Origin of the sequence: Amycolatopsis sp. NPDC051061, from assembly GCF_040682935.1 — a bacterium.
GTDB lineage: Bacteria > Actinomycetota > Actinomycetes > Mycobacteriales > Pseudonocardiaceae > Amycolatopsis.
The window spans coordinates 1-21992 of sequence record NZ_JBFBBZ010000094.1 but is presented as its reverse complement, the minus strand read 5'-3'; the positions used below and the strand labels follow the sequence as shown (position 1 = coordinate 21992).

The 21992-nt window shown below is 69.1% G+C and carries 22 protein-coding genes and 1 pseudogene; 11 read left to right on the top strand and 12 right to left on the bottom strand.

Going from position 1 to position 21992, the window contains the following annotated elements; all coding sequences use genetic code 11:
* The first annotated feature begins 118 nt into the window (after positions 1-118).
* From AB0N03_RS50910 to AB0N03_RS50900, 3 genes are read left to right on the top strand one after another with little or no spacing between them, the layout of a single operon-like run.
* Positions 119-2635, top strand: coding sequence for a type I polyketide synthase (locus AB0N03_RS50910; RefSeq protein ID WP_364388553.1), 2517 nt, complete (start codon positions 119-121; stop codon positions 2633-2635).
* Positions 2636-2643: 8 nt separating this feature from the next.
* Positions 2644-3417, top strand: coding sequence for an arylamine N-acetyltransferase (locus AB0N03_RS50905; RefSeq protein WP_364388550.1), 774 nt, complete (start codon positions 2644-2646; stop codon positions 3415-3417).
* 2 nt (positions 3418-3419) lie between these two features.
* Positions 3420-5009: a bifunctional 3-(3-hydroxy-phenyl)propionate/3-hydroxycinnamic acid hydroxylase gene (locus AB0N03_RS50900; protein WP_364388548.1), complete on the top strand. Its 1590-nt coding sequence runs from the start codon at positions 3420-3422 to the stop codon at positions 5007-5009.
* 221 nt (positions 5010-5230) lie between these two features.
* Here the strand turns inward: AB0N03_RS50900 and AB0N03_RS50895 are convergent, their stop codons facing one another.
* The 3 genes from AB0N03_RS50895 to AB0N03_RS50885 are packed head-to-tail and all read right to left on the bottom strand — an operon-like array spanning position 5231 to position 8228.
* Positions 5231-5899: an HAD-IA family hydrolase gene (locus tag AB0N03_RS50895; protein WP_364388546.1), complete on the bottom strand. Its 669-nt coding sequence runs from the start codon at positions 5897-5899 to the stop codon at positions 5231-5233.
* On the bottom strand, positions 5896-7065 hold the full coding sequence (locus AB0N03_RS50890; RefSeq protein ID WP_364388543.1) for a Gfo/Idh/MocA family oxidoreductase: 1170 nt from the start codon (positions 7063-7065) through the stop codon (positions 5896-5898). The genes AB0N03_RS50895 and AB0N03_RS50890 overlap by 4 nt, the downstream gene beginning before the upstream one ends.
* Positions 7062-8228, bottom strand: coding sequence for a DegT/DnrJ/EryC1/StrS family aminotransferase (locus AB0N03_RS50885; RefSeq protein WP_364388541.1), 1167 nt, complete (start codon positions 8226-8228; stop codon positions 7062-7064). The genes AB0N03_RS50890 and AB0N03_RS50885 overlap by 4 nt, the downstream gene beginning before the upstream one ends.
* 256 nt (positions 8229-8484) lie before the next feature.
* Between AB0N03_RS50885 and AB0N03_RS50880 the strand changes: the two genes are divergently transcribed.
* Positions 8485-8919 (top strand): type II 3-dehydroquinate dehydratase, encoded by a 435-nt coding sequence (locus AB0N03_RS50880; RefSeq protein WP_364388539.1) that lies wholly within the window; start codon positions 8485-8487, stop codon positions 8917-8919.
* Positions 8920-8932: 13 nt separating this feature from the next.
* Here the strand turns inward: AB0N03_RS50880 and AB0N03_RS50875 are convergent, their stop codons facing one another.
* Genes AB0N03_RS50875 through AB0N03_RS50845 form a run of 7 tightly spaced genes read right to left on the bottom strand, consistent with a single transcriptional unit; the run spans position 8933 to position 15592 of the window.
* Entirely contained in the window at positions 8933-9862 is a 930-nt protein-coding gene (locus AB0N03_RS50875; RefSeq protein ID WP_364388536.1) for an ROK family protein, read from the bottom strand.
* Positions 9859-10182 carry an O-linked N-acetylglucosamine transferase gene (locus AB0N03_RS50870; protein ID WP_364388534.1) on the bottom strand — a complete coding sequence of 108 codons (324 nt, stop codon included), beginning with the start codon at positions 10180-10182 and terminating at the stop codon, positions 9859-9861. Before AB0N03_RS50870 ends, AB0N03_RS50875 begins: the two co-directional genes overlap by 4 nt.
* A gap of 34 nt (positions 10183-10216) precedes the next feature.
* The gene (locus AB0N03_RS50865; RefSeq protein WP_364388532.1) at positions 10217-12220 is read right to left on the bottom strand and encodes a carbamoyltransferase C-terminal domain-containing protein; all 2004 of its coding nucleotides are present in this window, start codon (positions 12218-12220) and stop codon (positions 10217-10219) included.
* A gap of 48 nt (positions 12221-12268) precedes the next feature.
* Positions 12269-13351 (bottom strand): HAD-IIIC family phosphatase, encoded by a 1083-nt coding sequence (locus AB0N03_RS50860; protein WP_364388530.1) that lies wholly within the window; start codon positions 13349-13351, stop codon positions 12269-12271.
* Positions 13348-14466 (bottom strand): acyl-CoA dehydrogenase family protein, encoded by a 1119-nt coding sequence (locus AB0N03_RS50855; RefSeq protein ID WP_364388528.1) that lies wholly within the window; start codon positions 14464-14466, stop codon positions 13348-13350. Before AB0N03_RS50855 ends, AB0N03_RS50860 begins: the two co-directional genes overlap by 4 nt.
* Positions 14463-14729: an acyl carrier protein gene (locus tag AB0N03_RS50850; protein ID WP_364388526.1), complete on the bottom strand. Its 267-nt coding sequence runs from the start codon at positions 14727-14729 to the stop codon at positions 14463-14465. Before AB0N03_RS50850 ends, AB0N03_RS50855 begins: the two co-directional genes overlap by 4 nt.
* Complete coding sequence (locus AB0N03_RS50845; RefSeq protein ID WP_364388524.1) at positions 14726-15592, bottom strand: 3-hydroxyacyl-CoA dehydrogenase family protein; 867 nt, start codon at positions 15590-15592, stop codon at positions 14726-14728. The genes AB0N03_RS50850 and AB0N03_RS50845 overlap by 4 nt, the downstream gene beginning before the upstream one ends.
* Positions 15593-15828: 236 nt before the next feature.
* Between AB0N03_RS50845 and AB0N03_RS50840 the strand changes: the two genes are divergently transcribed.
* The 5 genes from AB0N03_RS50840 to AB0N03_RS50820 all read left to right on the top strand — a co-directional run bounded on the left by AB0N03_RS50840 (position 15829) and on the right by AB0N03_RS50820 (position 20811).
* Positions 15829-16485 (top strand): class I SAM-dependent methyltransferase, encoded by a 657-nt coding sequence (locus AB0N03_RS50840; protein WP_364388522.1) that lies wholly within the window; start codon positions 15829-15831, stop codon positions 16483-16485.
* Positions 16486-16542: 57 nt separating this feature from the next.
* Entirely contained in the window at positions 16543-17760 is a 1218-nt protein-coding gene (locus AB0N03_RS50835; protein WP_364388520.1) for a cytochrome P450, read from the top strand.
* 40 nt (positions 17761-17800) lie between these two features.
* Entirely contained in the window at positions 17801-19027 is a 1227-nt protein-coding gene (locus AB0N03_RS50830; RefSeq protein WP_364388518.1) for a cytochrome P450, read from the top strand.
* 59 nt (positions 19028-19086) lie between these two features.
* On the top strand, positions 19087-19911 hold the full coding sequence (locus AB0N03_RS50825; protein WP_364388516.1) for a methyltransferase domain-containing protein: 825 nt from the start codon (positions 19087-19089) through the stop codon (positions 19909-19911).
* Positions 19912-20007: 96 nt separating this feature from the next.
* Entirely contained in the window at positions 20008-20811 is an 804-nt protein-coding gene (locus AB0N03_RS50820) for a methyltransferase domain-containing protein (protein WP_364388514.1), read from the top strand.
* 207 nt (positions 20812-21018) lie between these two features.
* On the opposite strand, the gene AB0N03_RS50815 is transcribed toward AB0N03_RS50820, so the two are convergent.
* Positions 21019-21177 (bottom strand): hypothetical protein, encoded by a 159-nt coding sequence (locus tag AB0N03_RS50815; protein ID WP_364388559.1) that lies wholly within the window; start codon positions 21175-21177, stop codon positions 21019-21021.
* Positions 21178-21204: 27 nt separating this feature from the next.
* On the opposite strand from AB0N03_RS50815, the pseudogene AB0N03_RS50810 reads away from it, so the two are divergent.
* Positions 21205-21357, top strand: a pseudogene (locus AB0N03_RS50810) (patatin-like phospholipase family protein); the annotation flags it as partial.
* Here AB0N03_RS50810 and AB0N03_RS50805 read toward each other — a convergent pair.
* Complete coding sequence (locus AB0N03_RS50805; protein ID WP_364388555.1) at positions 21336-21440, bottom strand: NAD-dependent epimerase/dehydratase family protein; 105 nt, start codon at positions 21438-21440, stop codon at positions 21336-21338. The pseudogene AB0N03_RS50810 and the gene AB0N03_RS50805 overlap by 22 nt on opposite strands.
* A gap of 234 nt (positions 21441-21674) precedes the next feature.
* Here AB0N03_RS50805 and AB0N03_RS50800 point away from each other — a divergent pair, with 234 nt between their 5' ends.
* Positions 21675-21956 carry a helix-turn-helix transcriptional regulator gene (locus AB0N03_RS50800; RefSeq protein WP_364388557.1) on the top strand — a complete coding sequence of 94 codons (282 nt, stop codon included), beginning with the start codon at positions 21675-21677 and terminating at the stop codon, positions 21954-21956.
* Positions 21957-21992: the final 36 nt, after the last annotated feature.

The following is a 21992-nucleotide window of genomic DNA, read 5'->3' as shown; positions in this document are numbered from 1 at the left end:
CGTCCGAGGCATCCACATCAACTGGACACAAGTACTACCAACCGCCCAACGAGTCCCCCTACCCACCTACGCATTCCAACACCAACGCTACTGGCTGGACCGCAGTGTTCCCGCTGCCGTGATCGAGGCCGCGAACACGAACACCCATCCGCTGGCCGCGACGGTCGTGAACATTCCGGACACCGGCGGGGTGATCCTGTCCGGTCGGATCGCCACGGCCACGCATCCGTGGCTGCTCGACCACGCCGTGTCGGGCACGATCCTGCTGCCCGGTGCCGTGCTGGCCGAACTGGCCGTGCACGCCGGTGACGAGACCGGCACGCCGACCTTGGAGGAACTGGTCATCGGTCAGCCGGTGGTCGTGCCGACGGGCGGGGCGCTCCAGCTCCATGTGCTCGTCGGGGTCGAGGAGGGGGGACGCAGGGACGTGCGTGTCTACTCCCGCGCCGACGCGGGCGGCTCGTGGACCGAGCACGCCACCGGCACCCTGTCGGCGAAGTCCTTGCTGCCCGCGTCCGACCCGGCCATCCCGTGGCCCCCAGCCGGTGCCGAAGCGATCGCGCTGGACGGATTCTACGACGGGATGGCCGCCGCCGGATACGAGTACGGCCCGGCGTTCCAGGGCCTGCGCGCGGTCTGGCGCGACGGCAAGGACGTGGTGGCAGAGGTGGCGGTGCCCGAGTCCCAGGCCGGGGTCGCCGGTCGGTTCGGCATCCACCCCGCGCTGCTCGACGCGGCACTGCACGTCGGCAGCTTCTGCCTGCCGGCCCCGTCCGGCGAACGCGTCACGCTGCTCCCGTTCACCTGGAACGACGTGCAGCTACACGCCAGCGGGGCCACTTCGGTCCGGGTGCGGGCCAGTGCGCCGGTCGGGCAGACGCTGACCGTATCGATCACCGACCCGCAGGGCGTTCCGGTCGCCACGATCGGTTCGCTCGAGCTGCGGGCGATCAGCGCCGAACAGTTGGGCGCGCTGTCCCCCTCGGCGGGTATCGAGTCGCTGCACGTAGTCGAGTGGACCGAGCACTCCCAGGTGATCCCGGCCGAACGCTGGGGTGTGCTGGGCTCGGACCAGTATCGCGATGTGCACGCCTACGCCGCCGATCCGGAACGTCCGGGCGTGCTGCTGGCCGATGTGAGCACCTGGGATCACAGCGAGGACCCCGTGGCTCGGGCACACGCACTGGCCGCTCAGGCGCTCATGCTCGTCCAGGGCTGGGTCACCCGGCCGGATCTGACCGAGGAACGGCTGGTGCTGGTCACGACCGGCGCAGTCAGTCGGGGTTCCGTGCCGACCGATCCGGCAGCGGCTGCGGTGTGGGGTCTGGTCCGGTCCGCGCAGTCGGAACACCCGGACCGGCTGGTCCTGGTCGACGCCGATGACCGTTCTCCATCGACACTGGCCATCGCGGCCGGGATCACGGTGTCCGAACTGGTCCTGCGCGGTGGTCGTGCGCAGACGCCCCGGCTGGTGCCCGCACCGGCCGGTCAGCGCGCGGCTGCCGAGCTGAACCCGGACGGCACGGTGTTGATCACTGGCGGTACCGGCACACTCGGCGCGCTGACCGCCCGGCACCTGGTCTCCGCACACGGCACACAGCACCTGCTGCTGACCAGTCGCCGTGGCCTGGACGCGCCCGGCGCTGCCAAACTGGCGGCCGAACTGGGCGTGGACGTGCGGATCGTGGCCTGTGACGTCACCGATCGGGATGCGCTTGACGGTCTGCTCGACTCGATCCCGGCCGAGCACCCGCTCACCGCCGTCGTGCACACCGCCGGCGCACTGGACGACGCCGTGCTCACCGACCTCACGCCGGAACGGCTCGCTGCCGTGCTGGCCCCGAAGGTCGACGCGCTGCTCAACCTGGACACCCTGACCAGGGCTGCCAACCCGGCGGTGTTCGCGGTGTATTCCTCCGCGACCGGTGTACTCGGCACGGCGGGTCAGGCCGCGTACGCGGCGGCGAACACCTTTGCCGACGCCCTCGTGCAGCAGCGACGCGACGCCGGGCTCTCCGGGGTGTCGTTGGCCTGGGGTCTGTGGGCGGACTACAGTGAGCTCAGCGCCGGACTCGGTGGCACTGATCGGGATCGTACCCGGCGCGGTGGTGTCGTCCCGCTGACTGCGGACGAGGGCATGGCGCTGTTCGACGCGGTCGCTCTGCGGGCCGACAGCCCCGCGTTGACCGTCCCGATGACACTCGACCTGGCGTCACTGCGCTCGGCGGTGTCCTCGGGTGACGCGGTCCCGACCCTGCTCCGTACGCTCGTACCGGCCCCGCGCCGCTCGCTCGCCGGGCAAGCGGTCCCCGTCGAGAGCCTGCACACTCGATTGGTCGGCTTGTCCGACGAGGAGCAGAAGGCCGTACTGACGGAACTGGTCCGCGACCATGCCGCGGCCGTACTCGGGCACGGCGACCGGGAGGCAGTCGGCCCGGACGACGCGTTCTTCGAGATCGGGTTCGACTCGATGACCGCGGTCCAACTGCGCAACCGGCTGGCCACAGCCACCGGGCTGCGGCTGCCCGCAGCTCAACTGTTCGACCAGCCGACCCCAGCGATCGCCGCCGAGGACCTGCGCGATCGCCTGGCCGCCGCGCGCACCGCCCCCGCCGACCCGACTGACGAAAGGTGACATTCAGCATGATCGACATGGCCGAGTACCTGCGGCGCATCGGCGTGGACGACCCGCTGGAGCCCACGCTGGAGACCCTGCGGGCACTGCACAAGCGGCACCTGATGGCTGTGCCCTACGACAACGGCGGCGCGGCCGACCGGCTGCCGCCGACCAGGGCGCTGGCCGAGATCCCGCTCGACGCGGTGTTCAAGCACGTGGTGACCGGGCGCAACGGCGGGGTCTGCTACGAGTTGAACCGGCTGTTCCACGCCCTGCTAACCGAACTGGGCTACGACGTGCGCATGGTGGCCGCCGCGATCCGGCTAGCCGACAACCGGTTCGGCCCCGAGGAGGAGCACTCCTTCAACCTGATCGTGCTGGACGGGCGGACCTGGCTGGTCGACGTCGGGTTCGTCGGACCGTCCTATCTGGAGCCGCTGGAGCTGTCCGCGACCGAGCAGGAGCAGTACGGCTGCGCCTACCGGGTGCTCGAGCGGGACGGCCTGCACGTGGTCGAGCGCAGGCCGCGCGACGGGGACTGGCAGGCGGTGTACCGGTTCCGGCCCGAGCGCGCCGACGGCGAAGGCTGGGCGAAGGTGCGCCTGGACGGTCTGGACGACTACGCCCGGGACTCCGTGCTGGCGGGAACCACGTTCCGCGGCCGGGCGACGGATAACGGCCAGCACGTGCTGATCGGCCGTCGCTACTTCACCGTGCTCGACGGCGTGGAGACCACGCGGGTGCTGGTGCAGAAGGACGAGTTCTCCGGGATCACTGAGTCGATCATGGCAGGGGCGTGAGTATGGCCGGGGACACTGACCCGGAGTGCGACGCCGACGTCCTGGTCGTCGGCTACGGGCCGGTCGGGCAGCTGCTGTCGGTGCTGCTGGCCCAGCGCGGCTGGCGGGTGACAGTGCTGGAGCGCTGGCCGACCGCGTTCCGGCTGCCCCGCGCGGTCGGCTTCGACAGCGAGGCGGCCCGCATCCTCGCCTCGGCCGGGATCGGCGAATCGTTGGCCGAGTGCGGCGAGCCCGCCCGCGACTACGCCTGGCACAACGCGGCCGGGCAGACCCTGATCGCGTTCACCGTGGCCGAGGAGGGGCACTGCGGCTGGCCCGAGGCAACCTCGGCCTACCAGCCCGTGCTGGAGGACGCGCTCATCGCGCACGGCGAGGAGCTGCCCGACCTCACCGTGCTGCGCGGTTACGAGGTCACCGGGCTCACGGACCGGGGCGACCACGTGCGCGTCGTGGCCACCGAACCGGACGGCAAGCGCACCAAGCTCACCGCCCGGTTCGCCGTCGGCTGCGACGGCGCGAACAGCATCGTGCGCAAGCGGACCGGCACGACCGTGACCGACCTGGAGTTCTCGCACGACTGGCTGGTCTGCGACGTCCGCCTGAACCAGGAACGCGAGTTCACGCCCAACAACCTCCAGATCTGCGATCCGGCCCGCCCGCGCACCGCGGTGTCGGCCGGGCCCGGTCACCGCCGCTACGAGTTCATGCGGGTGTCCGGCGAAGATCCCGAGGCGTTCGGCAGCGAGGACAACGCCTGGGACCTGCTCTCGCTCTTCGACATCGGTCGGGACGACGGGGTGCTCGACCGGCTGGCCGTCTACACCTTCCGCGCGCAGTGGGCCCGGCGCTGGCGGGCCGGTCGGATGTTCCTGGCCGGCGACTCCGCGCACCTGATGCCGCCGTTCGCCGGGCAAGGCATGACCTCGGGATTCCGGGACTCGGCCAACCTGGCGTGGAAGCTCGACCTAGTGCTACGTGGCGAGGCGGGCAGTGTCCTGCTGGACAGCTACACCCTGGAGCGGGCCTCGCATGTCCAGCACGCCGTGACCATGTCGGTTGGGCTGGGCAAGGTCGTGTGCGTGGCCGATCCCGCCGCCGCGGCCGACCGGGACACCGCCATGCTCGCCGCGCGGAAGCGGGACATCAACCCCGCCGGGGGCGCTGGCGGCCGTGCGGTCGTCAAACCCCTGGAAGTAGGCGTGCTTCACCGTGCCCCGGACGGCTCGCTCACCAGGAACGCAGGCACGCCCGGCCCGCAGTGGCGGGTGACCCGCGACGGCCGGACGGGCCTGTTCGACGACGTCGTCGGAACCGGTTTCACCCTTCTCACAAGGGGCGACCTCGTGCCAGGCGCCGAGGTCCGTGCCCAGTTGGACGGACTCGACACCCGGTACACACACCTGCTGCCCGCCGACACCGCCCAGCACGGCCCGGACCAGGTCGTCGACACCAACGGCCACTACCTGAAGTGGCTCGACGAACTCGACGCCGACGCCGTGCTGATCCGCCCGGACTTCTACGTCTTCGGCACCGCCACCGACCCGGCCACGCTCAGCGCCCTCACCGCCGACCTCCACGCCCAACTGGGCTGACCGCTTGGCGGAGCGCCTGTCACGGGCCGCTGAAGAGCCGCACCCCCACCAAGGCACGCGTGGACCACACGGGACATCCACTGTCCCGTGTGGTCCATGCGTGACCCATCGAAGCGTTCCCATGCGCCACGCCTGGACCAAGGTCTCATTCGACGAGCCGTACGGTCCATGCGTGGCGAGGCGGACGTGCACCGGCCGCAAAGGCGGAGGGGTTCAGCGGGTCAGAGGTGCTCCAGGCACCAGTTCAGGACTTCGGAGGGCTTGCGGACCGCGGCGGTCGGCGCGGCCGCGAGCAGTTCGGCCTCGTCCACGTCGCTCCACAGGGCGGCCAGGGCCGGGTAGTCGGCGGCACGGGCGCTAGCCAGGTCGGTCACCGCGTCGCCGACCATCACCACCCGGTCGGCTGACACGCCAAGCAGCTCGGTGGCCAGCAGGAGCATGTCCGGGGCCGGTTTGGGATTGGCCACCTCGTCGGAGCCGATGATGTGGTCGAACAGCTCGGCCATGCCCAGGGTGCTGAGCAGGGACCGGGCGCGGGGGCCGGCTTTGCCGGTGACCACGGCGGTGCCGAACCTGTTGGCGCGCAGGTCGGCAACGAGTTCGGGAGCGCCGTCGAAGACCTGGACCTCACCGGCGAGCCGGTAGCTCTCCCTGACGAAGGGCTCCTGCATCGCCAGCGGCAGACCCATGATCGTCATGATGTCCGGGAAGTACCGGCCGAGGTGCTTGTTGTACTCCTCGAACGGTGCCTGGCCGGGACCGACGACCTCGTTGTAGGCGATCTGGAACGCCTGGCGCATCACCGCGAAGCTGTCGACGAGCACACCGTCCAGGTCGAACAGCACCGCCCGCTGGTAGGTAGCGCCCGGTACGTGCTGGTAGCCGGTCACCGGGTCGCCCCCGTGCCGAGCAGCTCGGACCTGGCACTGGCCGGTTCGACGCAGCGCGTGGCCGAGGCTGCGCCGTAAATCTGCTCGATGGCGGACACGACCCAGCCGGCCTCGGCCGCCGCGTGGCCGCGCGTGCCAAGGTGGGCCAGCAGCGCCGGCAGCAACTCCAACTGGGTGTCGTACTCGGCGCCGACGGCCTCGACGGGCAGCTCGACGGGCGCCGACCGGCCGCCGGAGGTGTGCACCAGCGTCGGCCGGTCGGCACGGTTGGGGCTGAAGCCGAACGTGCAGTGCAGTTCGGCGCTGCCCTCGCTGCCGTCGAGCCGGAGCACGGTGGTGTCCAGTTTCTGGTGCGATGCCCAGCTGGCGTGGACGCCAACCGAGATCCCGGACCGGGTGACCAAGAAGCCACGAGCGGTGTCCTCGACGTCACCGGTCACCGGGTCCGGCAGCGTCTCGCCGCGCCAGGCGGCCTGGAACGCGTGGTTGTTGATGAAGTCGGCGGACACGCTGCCGATGGCGTGTTCCAGTTCGACGCCCGCCGGCGAACCGGTCACGCCGTTCAGCAGCGACCTGGCCACGTCGAGCAGGTGCCAGCCCAGGTCGACGAGCGCCCCGCCGCCGGAGCGGGTGCGGCTGGTGAACCAGCCGCCACGGTCCGGAATGCCCCTGGCACGCACCCAGGACACCTCGATGTGCCGCAGCGCGCCCAGAGCCGGGATCAGTTCCCGTAGCGCGGTGACGTCGGCCCGGTGCCGGGCCGCGCTGCCGCCGAGCAGGACCGCGCCGCCGGCCTTCTCGGCCTCGGCCAGGTCGGCCGCCTCGGTCGAGCTCAGGCACAGCGGCTTCTCCAGGAACACCAGGACGCCCCGGCGCAGCAGCCGACAGGCCACCGACGCGTGCAGGTGGTTGGGCACGGCGACGACGGCGAGGTCGACCGTGTGTACCGGCAGCTCGTCCACATCGGAGTAGCCGGCCACCTCGGACAGGCCGGAGTCGGCCAGCTCGTCGAGCACGGCGGTCCTGGCGTCCTCGGCCGGTTCGACGAACGCGGTCACCTGGTAGGCGGGATTGCGCAGCAGGCGGGGCAGCCAGATCTCGCGGGACGCCCAGCCGAGACCGACCACCGCGACCCGGACCGGCGTCCCGGGGCCGACGGCGCTCATGATCGGGCGACCACGTCGGCGACGACCGCGGCGAGCTGGTGCATCTGCTCCTCGGTGCCCAGCAGGGTCCGGTGGTGCAGCCACACGCAGTCGCTGGTGATCGCTTCGGACACCGGGCAGCGCTCGGCCAGCTGGTCGACGCTCAGGTCCGGCGCTGCGGCCTCCCAGAACGCGTCGGTGCGGTAAACGGCGCGAAAGGCCATGAACGCCGGGATGCCCCTGGCCACCAGCTCGTCGACGATGGCATTGCGGCGCTCCTCGGTGCAGCCAGGCAGCCGGAACATGGCCATGTAGCTGGGGTTGCGGTTGCTGCGCGGGTCGATGGTCTGCGGCACGACGCCGTCGATCTTGGCCAGCAACCCGGACAGCACCGGCCAGCGGGCCTGGCGGGTGGCGATCTGCAAGTCGAGGCGGGCCAGCTGGGCGCGCAGCACGGCCGCAGAGAACTCGTTCATCCGGAAGTTGGAGCCGGAGGTGCGGTGGAAGTAGCCGCGGTCGGTCATGGGGCGTCCGCAGCTGTGCCGGACGAACGCCTTCTCGTACAGGCCCTCGTCGTTGAACAGCACCGCGCCGCCCTCACCGGCGGTCATCAGCTTGCCATTCTGGAAGCTGAACGCGGCGACCGAGCCGAGTTCGCCGACGCGCTTGCCGCGCCAGTGCGCGCCGTGGGCGTGGGCGGCGTCCTGCACCAGCGGCACCCCGGTGTCGGCGGAGAGCTTGGCCAGCCGGTCCATGTCGGCGAACTGGCCGGCCATGTGCACGGGCATGATCGCGGCCGTGCGGGAGGTGACGGCGGCGGCGGCAGCGTCGACGTCGACGCAGTAGGTGTTCGCGTCGACGTCGACGGGCACGGCGACCGCGCCGAGGCGCTGGGCGGCCTGCGAGGAGGAGATGAACGTAAACGCCGGCACGATCACCTCGGTGCCGGGGCCTACGTCGAGGACCTGGAGGGCGAGTTCCAGCGCGTGGGTGCCGTTGGTGACGGCTAGTGCGTGGCTCGCGCCGTGGTAGTCGGCGAACTCGCGCTCGAACTTCTTGACCTCACTGCCGCCGATGCGCCACCACTGGCCCTGGTCCAATGCGCGGATGAGGGCTTCGCGCTCGGTGTCGTCGTACTGCGGCCAGGCCGGAAACTCGATCCCGGAGGCGGAAGAAATGCTCATGTCGCTGTGTCCCCGATGCTTTAGGAAAAGGGAGTCCCAGGATTCTTTCCAGGGCGCGCCAGGTTATGTTCCGTTTCAATGCTACTGATTTTCCGGACGTCGACCAACCCCTTGCCCTCCCCCCTAGAACCCCCTCATCCGAGGACGTTTCCACAGAGCCGGGCGGGTTCCGGCGAAAAAGCGGACAATAGGGGGCAGCTGGCCACCGAACCGAGCCGGAATTTCGGTGACGCTTTTACAGAAGGAGGTTGCTGACGTGCGCGAACTGCTGCTGGTCAACGGTCCCAATCTCGGTATCCTCGGCCACCGCGAGGTCTCCGTGTACGGCACGGACACGCTGGCCGACATCGAGAAGGCGGTCGCCAAGGAGGTGGCCGACCGGGGCTGGACGGTTCGCTCGGTGCAGAGCAACAGCGAGGGCCCCCTGATCGACGAACTGGAGGACTCCTACGACACGGTCGGCGCGATCGTGAACCCAGGCGCGTTGATGATCGCGGGGTGGAGTCTGCGGGACGCGCTCGCGAACTACCCGCAGCCGTGGATCGAGGTGCACCTGTCGAACGTGTGGGCGCGGCAGCAGTTCCGGCACGAGTCGGTGATCGCCCCGCTGGCCAGCGGCGTGATCGTCGGGCTGGGCGCGCGGGGTTACCGGCTGGCCGCCCAGACGCTGCTGGAGATCGTGGAGGACTGAGCCGGCGGCACCGTCAGAGCGGGGTAGGCGCCACCAGTGCGTCATCCCGCGCGATGGCCGCTGCGTGCACCGCTCCGTGCAGCGAGGACAGCCCGCCGAGCAGCGCGGGCCGGACGGGCGCCGGGGTGTGTCCGGGCCTGGCGAGCGCGACGCAGTGCCGGGCCACGCCGTCGACGAAGCCCGGGATGGCGGCGGCGAACCCGCCGCCGACGACCAGCAGCGCCGGGTGGACCAGTTCCCCGACCCCGACCAGCGCGACCGCGAGCACGGCACTCGCGGCGTCCACAGTGGACACCGCCCAGGGCTCCCCTGTCCCCAGCGCGGCCAGCAGTTCCGTTCCAGTCACCGGGTTCCCGCGCGCCTGCCCGGCCGCGACGATGATCGCCGGGCCCGAGGCGAGCGCCTGCACGCAGCCCCGCCGGCCGCACACGCACAGCGGGCCGTCCAGGTCGACCACCACGTGTCCCAGTTCGCAGGACCCGCGACCGGGTCCGGGGCAGGGTCGGCCGTCGAGCACGATCCCGCCGCCGATCCCGGTGCCGACACCCGCGTAGATGAGGTCGCCGCAGGACCAGGCGCGGGCCTCGGCGAGCGCGGCAAGGTCGCCGTCGTCGGCCACCAGCACGGCCGCTCCGTCGGCCAGCTCGTGCAGCCCGGCGCCAAGGTCGACCCCGATCCAGCCGGGACGACTCGGCCACGCGGTGACCACCCCGGCAGCCACGGTGGCCGGCAGGGCGACGCCGATCCCGCCCAGCGGCCCGGAAGTCCGCGCACGCAGGGCGGCGACCGCCCCGAAGAGCAGGTCGAGATCGGCGTGTGGATCACCGTCGATCGGCCAGGTGAACGACTCCTCCAGCACGGTGTCGCCGTCCTCGACGCGCAGCGCGACCTTTGTCCCGCCGACGTCGATGCCCAGCAGTGCCCCGTCCCCCGGCGCGGTCACGACGCCGACACCTGACTGTCCGCCTGGGACGAGGACCGACGCGCGTCACCGTTCTCCACCAGGGCGAACCGGATCGCCAGCTTGGCGGCGTTGGTCGCGTACAGGGCCTGGTGGCCGCCGTGCTCCGGGTCCTGCTCGCCGGTGGCCACCGCCGTGACCGCTTGCGCGGCCTCCAGACAGGCCACGCAAGCGGCCACGTACGCGTCCGACTCACCTTCGGCGCGCCGGAGGGTCTCCAGCAGCCGGGTGAGGCTGGCGTGCACCTCACTGACCGCCTCGGCGACCAGTGTCACGGTTAACGGGTGGGTGGTCGGGTTCACTGCTGTCTCCCGGCACGCGGAGGAGGGAATCGGATCAGGCGGGGATCAACGTGAAGAAGCGCCCCTGCCACAGGCCGTGCAGTTCGGCGGCCAGCTCCGCGGTCAGTTCGGTCCCGGCCAGCTCGCCCAGCGTCGTGCTGCCGTCGACCCGGCACAGTACCTCGTAGGCGGCGGCAGCGATCGTGGTGACCGGACCGTGGTCGTAGTCCAAGGCGATCTGGTACACCGGCTCAGCCGCCGCAGTACTGCCGGAAGCGGGAGCGACGCGGCGGGTGAGCCGGGTGGCCGTGCGCAGCTGCGGGACCAGCGCGCCGATGTCGGGCTGCTTCTTGGCCCTGACTAGGTGGTCCTCAACGACCAGGCCGTCCAGGTCCGTGGTCAGGAAGCTCACCACGACGTCGTCCAGGCTCTGCACGATCGGTTCGGCATTGTTGTTGAACGAGGTGTTCAGCAGCACCGGGGTGCCGGTCAGCTCACCGAAGCGGCTGACGAGCCGGTGGAAGCGCTCGCCGGACTCCGGCGTGACCAGCTGGACGCGCGCGGTGCCGTCGACGTGCGTGACCGCCCCCAGTTCGGCGCGCTTGTCCGGCCGCACCGGCACGACGAAAGACATGAACTCGTGGTGGCCGAACGCGCCGGACAGGTCGAACCAGTCCGCCGCGGCCTCCGCCGTCACGACGGGCGCGAACGGGCGGAAGCTCTCGCGCTTCTTGACCATGGCGTTGATGCGCGTCTGGTTCTCGGCGGGCCGGGCGTCTGCGATGATGCTGCGGTGGCCCAGCGCGCGCGGCCCGAATTCCGACCGACCGTGCGCCCAGCCGAGCACCTCACCGTCGGCGAGCAGACCGGCCGCGGTCTCGACCGCGTCCGCTAGCGGGGTCACCTCGACCATCGGCGACCACTGGGCGAGCCGGGCGACGATCTCGTCGGGCTTGCCGAGGTCGGGGCCGAGCGCGGCGGACACCAGCCGGGCGGACGGGCGCTGGAGCCCGCCGAACGTGGCGGCGGCGCCGTAGGCAGCACCCTCACCGGCTCCGGCATCGTGCGAGGCGGGGTGGATGAACACCTCGTCGAACAGGCCGGCCTTGAGGATGCGGCCGTTCAGGCTGGAGTTGTGGGCGACCCCGCCGCCGAACACGAACTTGCGCAGACCGGTGACCTCGGCCCAGTGCGCGAAGACGTGCATGACGATGGTCTCGGTCGCCTCCTGGAGCGCGGCGGCGAAGTCGCGGTGGCTCTGGGTGAACTCCTCGCCTTTGCGGCGCGGGCGGAACCCGGCGGCGAACAGGGCCGGGCTGGCCAGGTTCGGCACGAAGGTGTTGGCGACCAGGTCGTACTCGCCCTTGTCGTGTAGCACGTACAGCTGGGAGAACACCTCGCGGTAGGTGGCCGGGTCGCCCGAGGGGGCCAGGCCCATCACCTTGTACTCGTCGCCGAACCCGTAGCCGAGCAGGAAGGTCGCGTTCAGGTACAGCGCGCCCAGCGACTTGAACACCGGGTAGTCGTAGAGCTTCTCCAGGTGCGTGCCCTGGGCGTGGTAGATCGTGCCAGAGTTCAGTTCGGCGCGGCCGTCCAGGATCGCCACTAGCGCCTCGTCCATGCCCGAGTGCAGGTACGAGGAGTAGGCGTGCGCGTCGTGGTGCGGGACGTAGACCAGCTTCTCGTCCGGCAGTTCCCAGCCGAGGTCCTCGCGCAGCCGCTGCTTGATCAGCTCGCGGGAGTAGCGCAGTTCGGCCCTGGGATGCTCGGTGTAGATGTGGTTGAGCACCGTGTCGATGTGGTTCTCGGGGAAGTAATAGCCGACCGCGTCAACGTCCTCGATCCTCGCCCCGGCCAGCGCCAGGCACTCGCGGATGGCGGTCGAGGGGAACTTGGTCGTCTTCTTGATGCGGTTGAGTCGTTCCTCCTCCACCGCGGCCACCAGCTCACCGTCGCGCACCAGCGAGGCGGCCGAGTCGTGAAAGAAGATCTCCGACAGCGACGGGACGAGGTCGGTCTCCGCCGGGGAGAAGTTGCCGTTGATCCCGAGCACGAGCATGTGACATCACCTGAATCCGGACGGTGTGGCAGGCGGGCGGGGCGGGCGTCAGCTGGACAGCGTCACGCTCGCCAGATCGGGTGCGGACAGCTGCAGCGTGGACGGTGCCGGGTGCCGCAACGGGGTCAAATGAAGCCGTTCGACACCCTCGACCCCGGACGCCACCAGCTCGTGAACACACCCACAGTCGGACTCGGAGAACCCCGCGAACCGATACGCGATCTCCATAATCCTATTACGATCAGTACGCCGGAAATCCGCCACCACATGCACACCAGCAGCAGCGGCCTGATCCGACAACCAGTTCAGCAACGTCGACCCCGCGCCCAGCGACACCACCCGACACGAGGTTGCCAACAACTTCAAATGCCACACGTGCGCGTGCCGCTCCAGCAACACGATCCCCACCGCACCATGCGGACCGAACCGATCCGACATCGCCACCACCAACACCTCGTGGCCAGGATCAGTCAACAACCCCCGCAACGTCGCGTCGCCATAATGCACCCCGGTGGCATTCATCTGGCTGGTCCGCAGGGTCAACTCCTCAACCCGGGACAACTCCTGCTCACTGGCCCGACCAATCACCATCTCCAGGCCAAGCGTACGCAAAAAGTCATCATCCGGACCGGTGAAATCCGCGCGGCTGGCCTCCCGGGCAAACCCTGCCCGATACATCTGCCGCCGCTGCCGGGAATCCACCGTCACGATCGCCGGACTGAACTCCGGCAACCCCACCAACCCCGGCACGTCCACCGCGTCATAACAACGCACCTCGGGCAGGTGATGGGCCACCTCCGCCCGTTCCACCGGATTGTCGTCGACGAACACGATCGTGCTGTGGGCGAACTTCAGCTGCTCCGCAATCGCCCGCACCGACGCCGACTTCGGCCCCCAGCCGATGTGCGGGAGCACGAAATACTCCGCCAGACCCAACACCTCCAGACGTGGCCAGGCGTGGTCGTGGTCGTTCTTCGACGCGATCGACTGCAAAATCCCGCGGGAGTCCAGGGTCGTGATCACCTCCCGGACCCGCTCGAACGGGGTCACCGTGTCGTCTTCGAGCAGCACGCCCCGCCACAACGTGTCATCCAAGTCCCAGACCAGACACTTAACCGTCGGTTCACTCACGAGCGGGACCTTCCTGTCCGGCCACGGGCATGCTCGGCCAGCACCAGCTCACAGATCTCGCTGGTGCCCTCGATGATCTCCATCAACTTCGCGTCCCGATGCGCCCGGGCCACCACATGCCCGTCGGCGGCGGCCACCGACGCCAGTACTTGGACAGCCCGGTCAGCCCCGGACGCTGCCGCCCGGGAGGCGGTGTACTTGGCCAGCACCGCGTCCACGACCAGGTCCGGACAGTTGGAGTCCCAGGAGGCGCTGGCATGCTCGCAGGCCCAGGCCGCGGTCTGCTCCCCCACGTACAACTCGGCGATGTGCCGTGCCACCAGCTGATGCTGGGCCAGCGGCACCCCGAACTGCACCCGGGTGTCGGTGTGCTCCACCACCGCCGCGAGGCAGGCGCGCAGAATGCCCACACAGCCCCAGGCCACCGACATCCGCCCATACGTCAGGGCCGCAGTCACGATCAACGACAACGGCAGGCCTGTACCACCCAAGACGTGGTCGGCGGGCAGGTGCACGTCCTCCAGCACGATCCCGGCGTGGCCGGCCGCCCGACACCCGCTCGGATGCGGCACACGCTCGATCCGCACCCCTGGGGTGTCCGCGGGCACGACCACCGCAGTGGCCCCACCGCCGTAGGTGCCGAACACCACCAACAGGTCGGCGTAGTGCGCGGCGGTGACCCAGACCTTACGGCCGGACACCACCACATGGTCACCATAGTCAACAATGGATGTTGAGATGCCGGCCAGGTCACTACCGGCCCCCGGCTCGCTGAACCCCACCGCCGCCAACTCCCCCGCACACAACCGGGGCAGAAAGTGGTGCTGCTGCGCCCGACTGCCCAACCGGCGGATCGCCCACGCGGCCATCCCCTGCGAGGTCATCACACTGCGCAACGAGCTACACAGTTCACCGACCGACGCGGTCAACTCGCCGTTGGCGCGACTGTCCAGACCAGGACCACCGTGCTCACTGCTGACCTGAGCACACAACACACCGAGCCCGCCCAACTCGACCAGCAGATCCCGAGGCAACTCACCGGCGATATCCCAGCCAGAGGCCTGATCCCCCACCCGTTCGGCGATCAGATCAGCAAGCCCGGCGGCGTCGGTCACTGCTCGGCCTCCCGCAGCCGCACCACCAGCTCGGCCATCGATTTGACCGTACGGAAATTGTCCAACGCCAGATCAGGACCACTGATCACGATGTCGAACTCCGACTCCAAGTGCACCACCAGTTCCATGGCGAACATCGAGGACACCCCACCCGCGGCGAACAGGTCGGTGTCCGGCTCCCAGGTGCGCTTGGTGCGCTCGGTCAGGAACGCCTGCACCTGGGCGGCCACCAGGTCGGCGGTGTATGCGGAGGAGGTGGTCACAGCTGTGCCTTCCCGTAGTCGTAGAACCCCTGACCGGACTTACGGCCCAGATGACCCGCGCTGACCTTGGCCAACAACAGCTCACACGGCGCCGACCGGGCATCCCCGGTCCGCTCGGCCAACACCCGCAACGAATCGGCCAGGTTGTCCAACCCGATCAGATCCGCGGTGCGCAGCGGCCCGGTCTTGTGCCCCAAACAGTCCTGCATCAACGTGTCGACCGCCTCGACGGTGGCCGTGCCCTCCTGCACCACCCGGATCGCGTCGTTGATCATCGGGTGCAGCACCCGACTGGTCACGAACCCCGGTCCGTCCCGGACCACCACCGGCGTGCGCGCCAACACGGCCAACACCCCGGTCACCGTGTCCAGGATGTGCTGGCTGGTGCGAGGTCCGCGCACGACCTCGGCGGCGGGAATCAGGTAGCAGGGGTTCATGAAGTGGGTGCCGACCAACCGCGTCGGATCGGCCAGGCACCCGGCCAGCTCGTCGATCGGGATCGAGGAGGTGTTGGACACCAACGGCACCTGGGGCCCGGTCACCGACTCGATCTCGGCCAGCACTTTCGTCTTGGTCGCCAGGTCTTCGGTGACCGCCTCGATCACAACCCCGGCCGCGGCCACCTCAGCCAGCGTGCCGGTGACGGTCACCGCGCCCCGCTCCCGGTCGGCCGGGAGCGCGCCCATCAGCTGGGCCATCCGCAACTGCCCGGCGACCGCGGCCTTGGCCTTGGCGGCGTTGCCGGAGTTGGACTCGACCAGCACGACCGGCACCCCGTGGCCGACGGCCAGGGAGGTGATCCCCAGTCCCATCGTGCCCGCGCCCAGAACCGCGAGCGGGGTATTCCCGACCTGCTCTCCCATCACGCTCCTCGTATGACCGGAATCGGATCGCGCACTATCTCGGTACGCACTTTTCACTTCTATCGTTATCTCCGCACAGCATGTCCGACCCCCTGGCCTTCCCCCCTACACCCCCCTCATCCGAAGTGGAAACAAGCACCGAGATAGCTGTTCCGAATTCAGATATTGACAGCGTCATCACCGTACATAGACTGTATTCTCGGTCCAGGTCCCGAATTCACGGAAGTGTCCGCCACATGGCTCAGCAGATCACCGCCACCCCTGAAATCCTCGACTACGTCCGGGCGACTTCCCTGCGCGACGACGAGGTGCTAGCCGGGCTCAGGGCCGAGACCGCCGGACTGCCGGCCGCCCAGGCGTTGCAGGTGATGCCCGAGGAGGGCCAACTGCTCGGCCTGCTCGTGCACCTGACCCGCGCCGCCGCCGTGCTGGAGATCGGCACGTTCACCGGCTATAGCACGCTGTGCATGGCCCGAGCCCTCCCGGCAGACGGGCGCCTGGTGAGCTGCGAGATCACCCCGAAGTGGCCTAGTCTCGGCCAGCCGTTCTGGGAGAAGGCCGGCGTCGCCGACCGGATTGACCTGCGGATCGGCGACGCCAACGACACCCTGGACGGGCTGATCGGGGCCGGCGCGGAGTTCGACCTGGTGTTCGTGGACGCCAACAAGTCCGGCTACCTGGACTACTACGAGAAATCACTCGTGCTGCTGCGGCGCGGCGGACTGATGGTGTTGGACAACACGCTGTTCTTCGGTCGCGTCGCCGATCCGTCGGCCACCGACACGGACACCGTCGCGGTGCGGGAACTGAACGAGCTCGTGCACGCCGACGAACGGGTGGAGATAAGCCTGCTGCCGATGGCCGACGGAATCACGCTGGCCGTCAAACACTGAACGCCCGAATTCACCCGCTATTCACGGCACAGCAGCCGAAGCAGAAAGGCCGTCGCAGTGTTCACCGAGGACGTGGCCATCGAGGTTCCTGCCTACCCGTTTCAGCGGGCGACGGGCGACTGCCCGTTCGCGCCGCCGTCCCGCTACGAGCAGCTGCGGGAAACCCGCCCGGTCACGCGCGTCCAGTTGTGGGACGGAAGCACCCCGTTCCTGCTGACCGGCTACGAGGTGTGTCAGATCGCGCTGACCGACCCCAGGTTCAGTTCCGACGGCACCAACCGGAACCAGCCGAGGTTCGTGAAGTTCGACATTCCCGACGACGTGTTCAACTTCGGCAAGATGGACGACCCTGGGCATGCCAGGCTGCGCCGGATGGTGGCTGGGCACTTCGCCAGCAGACCAACCGAGGCGATGCGCCCAGCGATCCAGGAGGTGTGCGACGCGCAGCTGGGCCAGCTCGTGGCGGCCGGTGCCCCCGCCGACCTCGTGCTCAACTACGCGTTCCCGATTCCCTCGCTGGTGATCGGCGGAATGCTCGGTGTCGCCGGCGCCGGTCTCGACGAGTTCGCGCGCAACTCCGTGCAGGCGCTGGATCCCAGCCTGCCGGCGGAGAAGATGGGCGAGGTTATCGGCGAGATGGTCGACTTCGTCGGCGAGCTGTGCGACCGCAAGCGCATCGAGCCGGGTGACGACCTGATCAGCCACCTGGTGCTGAACTTCGAGCGGACCAGCGAGCTGGCCACCAAGCAGCTGGTCGCCACGGTGATGGTGGTGCTGCTGGCCGGCTACGAGACCACGGCCAACATGATCGCGCTGGGCACCACGGCGCTGCTGCGCGAACCGGAGCAGCTGGCGGCGCTGCGCGCCGAGCCGGCCGGGTTCGTCAACGCGGTCGAGGAACTGCTGCGCTGGCACACGATCGTGCAGGACGGCACCGGCCGGGTGGCGCTGGAGGACCTGGACCTGGGCGGTGTGCGCATTCCCGCCGGGTCCGGTGTGATCCTCAACCTGCCAGCGGCCAACCGCGATCCCGAGGTGTTCCCCGAGCCGGCGAGGCTGGACGTCACCCGGTTCAACGCCCGTCGGCACTTCGCGTTCGGCTATGGCGTGCACCAGTGCGTCGGCATGACCCTGGCGCGGATCGAGTTGCATACCGCGTTGCAGACCCTGCTGTGCGGACTGCCCGGACTGGCGCTGGCAACGCCGTTCGAGGAACTGGACTTCGCACTCGAATCGATGAACCTCGGCCTCGGGTCGCTCCCGGTCACCTGGTGAGTCAGGTCGACGACCTGACCAGTACAAAGAGGGAGAGCCGATGACCAGCACGACACCGATCACGGACGAGGACATCCCCGAGTTCCCGATGGCTAGGGCCGCCGGGTGCCCGTTCGACCCGCCGCCGCAACTGCAGGAGAAGCAGGAGGCAGGCGGGCTGTCCAGGGTGCGCCTGTGGGACGGCAGCACCCCGTGGCTGGTGACCAAGCACGCCCACCAGCGGGCCCTGCTGCGCGATCCGCGGATGAGCGCGGACTTCCTCAGGGACGGCTACCCAAGCCCGATCCGGATCGAGGACAAGTCCACGTTCATCAGCAGCTTCCCGCTGATGGACGACCCCGAGCACAACCGGCAGCGGCGGATGGTGCTCGGCCAGTTCACGGTGCGCAAGATGGAGCAGCTGCGCCCGTTCGTGCAGAAGATGGTCGACGAGAAGATCGACGAGCTGCTGGCCGGGCCGAAGCCAGTGGACCTGGTCACCGCGTTCGCGCTGCCGATCCCCTCGCTCGCGATCAGTGGTGTGCTCGGGCTACCTTATGAGGACCACGAAGTCTTTGAGCGCAACAGCGCGGTGCTGATCCGGCAGGACGTGCCGCCGGAGGAGCGCGCGCAGGCCAGCGAGGCGCTGATGGCGCACCTGGACGCGGTGCTCGGCGACAAGCTGGTCAACCCGGGCGACGACCTGCTGACCGATCTGGCCGAGCGGGTGCGCAACGAGGAGATCGGCCGCAAGGAGGCCGTGGACATGAGCGTTCTCGTGCTCGCCGGTGGGCACGAGACGACCGCGAACATGATCGCGCTGGGCACGCTGACCCTGTTGCAGCACCCCGACCAGCTGTCCCTGCTCCAAGCCGGCGACGACCCGAGGCTGGCCGAGACGGCCGCCGAGGAGCTGCTGCGCTACCTGACCATCTCGCACACCGGGATGCGCCGGGTGGCCACCGAGGACATCGAGATCGCCGGCGAGGTCATTCGCGCCGGCGAGGGCGTGGTGCTGGCCACCTCGATCGGCAACCGCGACCCCGACGCCTACGATAGCGACCCGCACACCCTCGACCTGACCCGCGAGGCCCGCCACCACCTGACCTTCAGCTATGGCACCCACCAGTGCCTCGGCCAGTCGCTGGCCCGCATGGAGCTCCAGGTCGTGCTCAACACGCTCTACCGGCGAATTCCAACGCTGCGTTTGGCCACCGAGCTGGACAGCATCTCGTTCAAGCATGACGGGATCGTCTACGGCGTCTACGAGCTTCCCGTGACCTGGTGACCGCAGAGCCCCGCTCAGCAACGGACCGATCCGCATCCCTTGGAAAGGCGTGTCCCAACATGAGTAAGACCTCCATCCCTCTGCCCGTTCCGGAGAACGTCGGCAAACTCTACGATCAGATCCTCAAGGACGAACACGAGTACGACCAGTTCGAGAAGTTCAACCACCAGCTGCACATCGGCTACTGGGACGATCCTTCCGACCAGAGCGTGCCGATGGGCGAGGCCGTCGTCCGGCTGACCGACCTGATGATCGAGCGGCTGAAGGTCGGCGCCGGCGACCACGTGCTGGATCTCGGCTGCGGCATCGGCGGCCCGGCCAGCCAGATCGTGATGAACACCGGCGCCAACGTCACCGGCGTGAGCATCAGCGAGGAGCAGATCAAGCTCGCCGCCAGGCTCGCCGCAAATAAGGGTGTCGCCGAGCGTGCGAAGTTCCAGCGCGCCGACGCGATGCAGCTGCCGTTCGAGGACGAGAGCTTCGACGCGGTCATGGCGCTGGAGTCGATCCTGCACATGCCCTCCCGCGAGCAGGTGCTCTCCGAGGCGCGCCGGGTGCTCAAGCCCGGTGGCCGACTGGTGCTGACCGACTTCTTCACCCGCGCCCCGCACAACCACGACGCCGAGCTGCACCCGGCGATCGAGGGCTTCTGTCGGGTCGCGATGATCACCATGGCCGACGTGGACGACTACGCGGCGATGCTGCACCGGGTCGGGCTGCGCGTGCGCGAGCTGCGCGACATCACTGAGCAGACCATGGACCGCACCTGGCGCGCCACATTGGAGATCGTCGCCCTGAACGACCGCCCGGTGCCCTACGACCTGAACGACCTGCTCGGAGTCGAGGAGTTCGGCTGCCTCTTGGTCGCCGCCGAGCGTCCCTGACCCTACCGTCCTCACCCCGCACCTGATCGCGAGTTCTGCTCACGACTGGTGCGAGGTGAGGGTGTTGTCTCCCTCGAACTGGCGAAAGGCACTGCCATGACCGAGACTGCATCCGTCGCGCCCGAGCCGGAGGCCGTCGGCGAGCTCTACGATAGGCTGCTGGAAGCCGAGTTGGAGGGCGGGGCTTTCGACCCCAACCTGCACATCGGCTACTGGGAGGACCCGGAGTCGGACTTGCCGCGAGCCGAGGCTGTGGTCCGGTTCACCGACCAGCACGTCGACCGACTCGGTGTCGGGCCCGGTGCACGGGTGCTCGACCTGGGCTGTGGTGTCGGTGGTCCCGCCCTGCGCGCGGTGGAGCGCACCGGCGCGCACTTGACCGGGGTAAGCATCAGCGCCGGTCAGGTAGCCCACGCCAACCGGCTAGTCGCCGATGCCGGGCTGGCCGGCCTGGCCGAGTTCCGACACGGCAACGCGATGGCCCTGCCCTTCGACGACGAGAGCTTCGACGCCGTGATGGCGATCGAGTCGCTGATCCACATGCCCGACCGCGAACAGGTGCTCTCCGAGGTGCGCCGGGTGCTCAAGCCCGGTGGCCGTCTGGTGCTCACCGAGCTGTCCGAGCGCGCCCCGCGGCCTGCCGTGCGGCACCCGGCCGTCGAGGAGTTCTGCCGGGTGTCGATGCTGACGCTGGCCGACCCGGACGCGTACGTGCCGATGTTGCACCGGGCGGGCCTGCGCCTTCGGCTGTTCCTGGACATCACCGACCACACCGTGCAACGCAACTTTCGGGACCTGGCCAAGCAGATCGGTGACGTGGACGGCCTACTGTTCCACCCGCGCGACCTGGTCGGCGTGCACGAGGTCGGCTGTTTCCTCGCCGTCGCCGATCGCCCCTGAGCACTCCGGCGACCCGTCGCACTTGCCGTGAGCGGTACTCGCGGCAAGTGCGGCCAGCTGGCCGGTGTCACGCAGTGGGTGGCCGTGGCCAACGCACACGATCCAGGGTTCGAGGGCGGCATGGCGACGGATCGAAGCTCGGTTGCTCGCCGGGTCGACGAGAGCCCGGCGGGTGCTTGGTCAGCGCGCCGCCAAGTGGCGGATGGATTACCCCTCGACGCTGGTCTCGATGTCACCCCGCCGCTGGCGTTGCTCGAAAACAGGGCGACCGCCGTGGATGTACGTCGAGCCGTCGGAGAACTGGCGCTCACCGCGACGACAGTCGATGAAGAGGTCTTCGTTGCCCTGCAGTCCGATCTCGGGCACGCAGACTGGCCCAGGTGTTTTTCCTGCGTGGCCGTGGATGCGGAGACCGGCATGCTGCAGGTGTGGGATTCGGGCAGCGAGGTTCCTTTGATGAGGGCAGTGGCGTCCAGTTGTGCTGCACCATTGGTGTTCCCACCGGTCACGATCAACGGCCGGCACTACATCGATGGCGGGGTGCCGACTCCGCTCAACGCCCTTCTGGCTCTGTCGATCAACGAATCGACCAGGTGCGAGCCGATGAAACCCGCGGCACCGGTGACCACGATGTGCTTTCCCAAGGGTGTTGTTCGCCTGGAGTCGATCACTGCCCCTCCTCGTGAGGCCGGTTCCCCGGCGCTCTACCTCGGTCTGTGGAACGACAAGATCCAGTGCAACAGCGCGAGCAGGACGGATCGACCCCGCGCCGTGGACGGGCGGTACCCGGATCGTGGACGTGGTGGGGACGACACGTGGACGTTGACGGTCACGAAGCGGTGGCAGTCGCCTACGGTGGGGACATGGCAGGCTCGTCCTCGTACCGCACACCCAACGAAACACTGATCGCGCTCCGCGAGAACCGCGCCCTGTCGCAGCAGGAGCTGGCCGAGGAACTGAACCGGCTGGCCACTACCAGCCACGGCGCTCAGCTGACGTTGACCAAGAAGTCGGTCTACCGCTGGGAGTGCGGGGAAACCACGTTCCCGAAACGTTTCTACCAGCAGCTGCTTGCCGAGTACTTCGGCTCACCCGCCCGGTCCCGCCGATCGCGGACTCCCGATCCCAGACCAATTGCTTCGTGACCCGACCGATCCCGTTGATCAGCTGCCACATGCCGG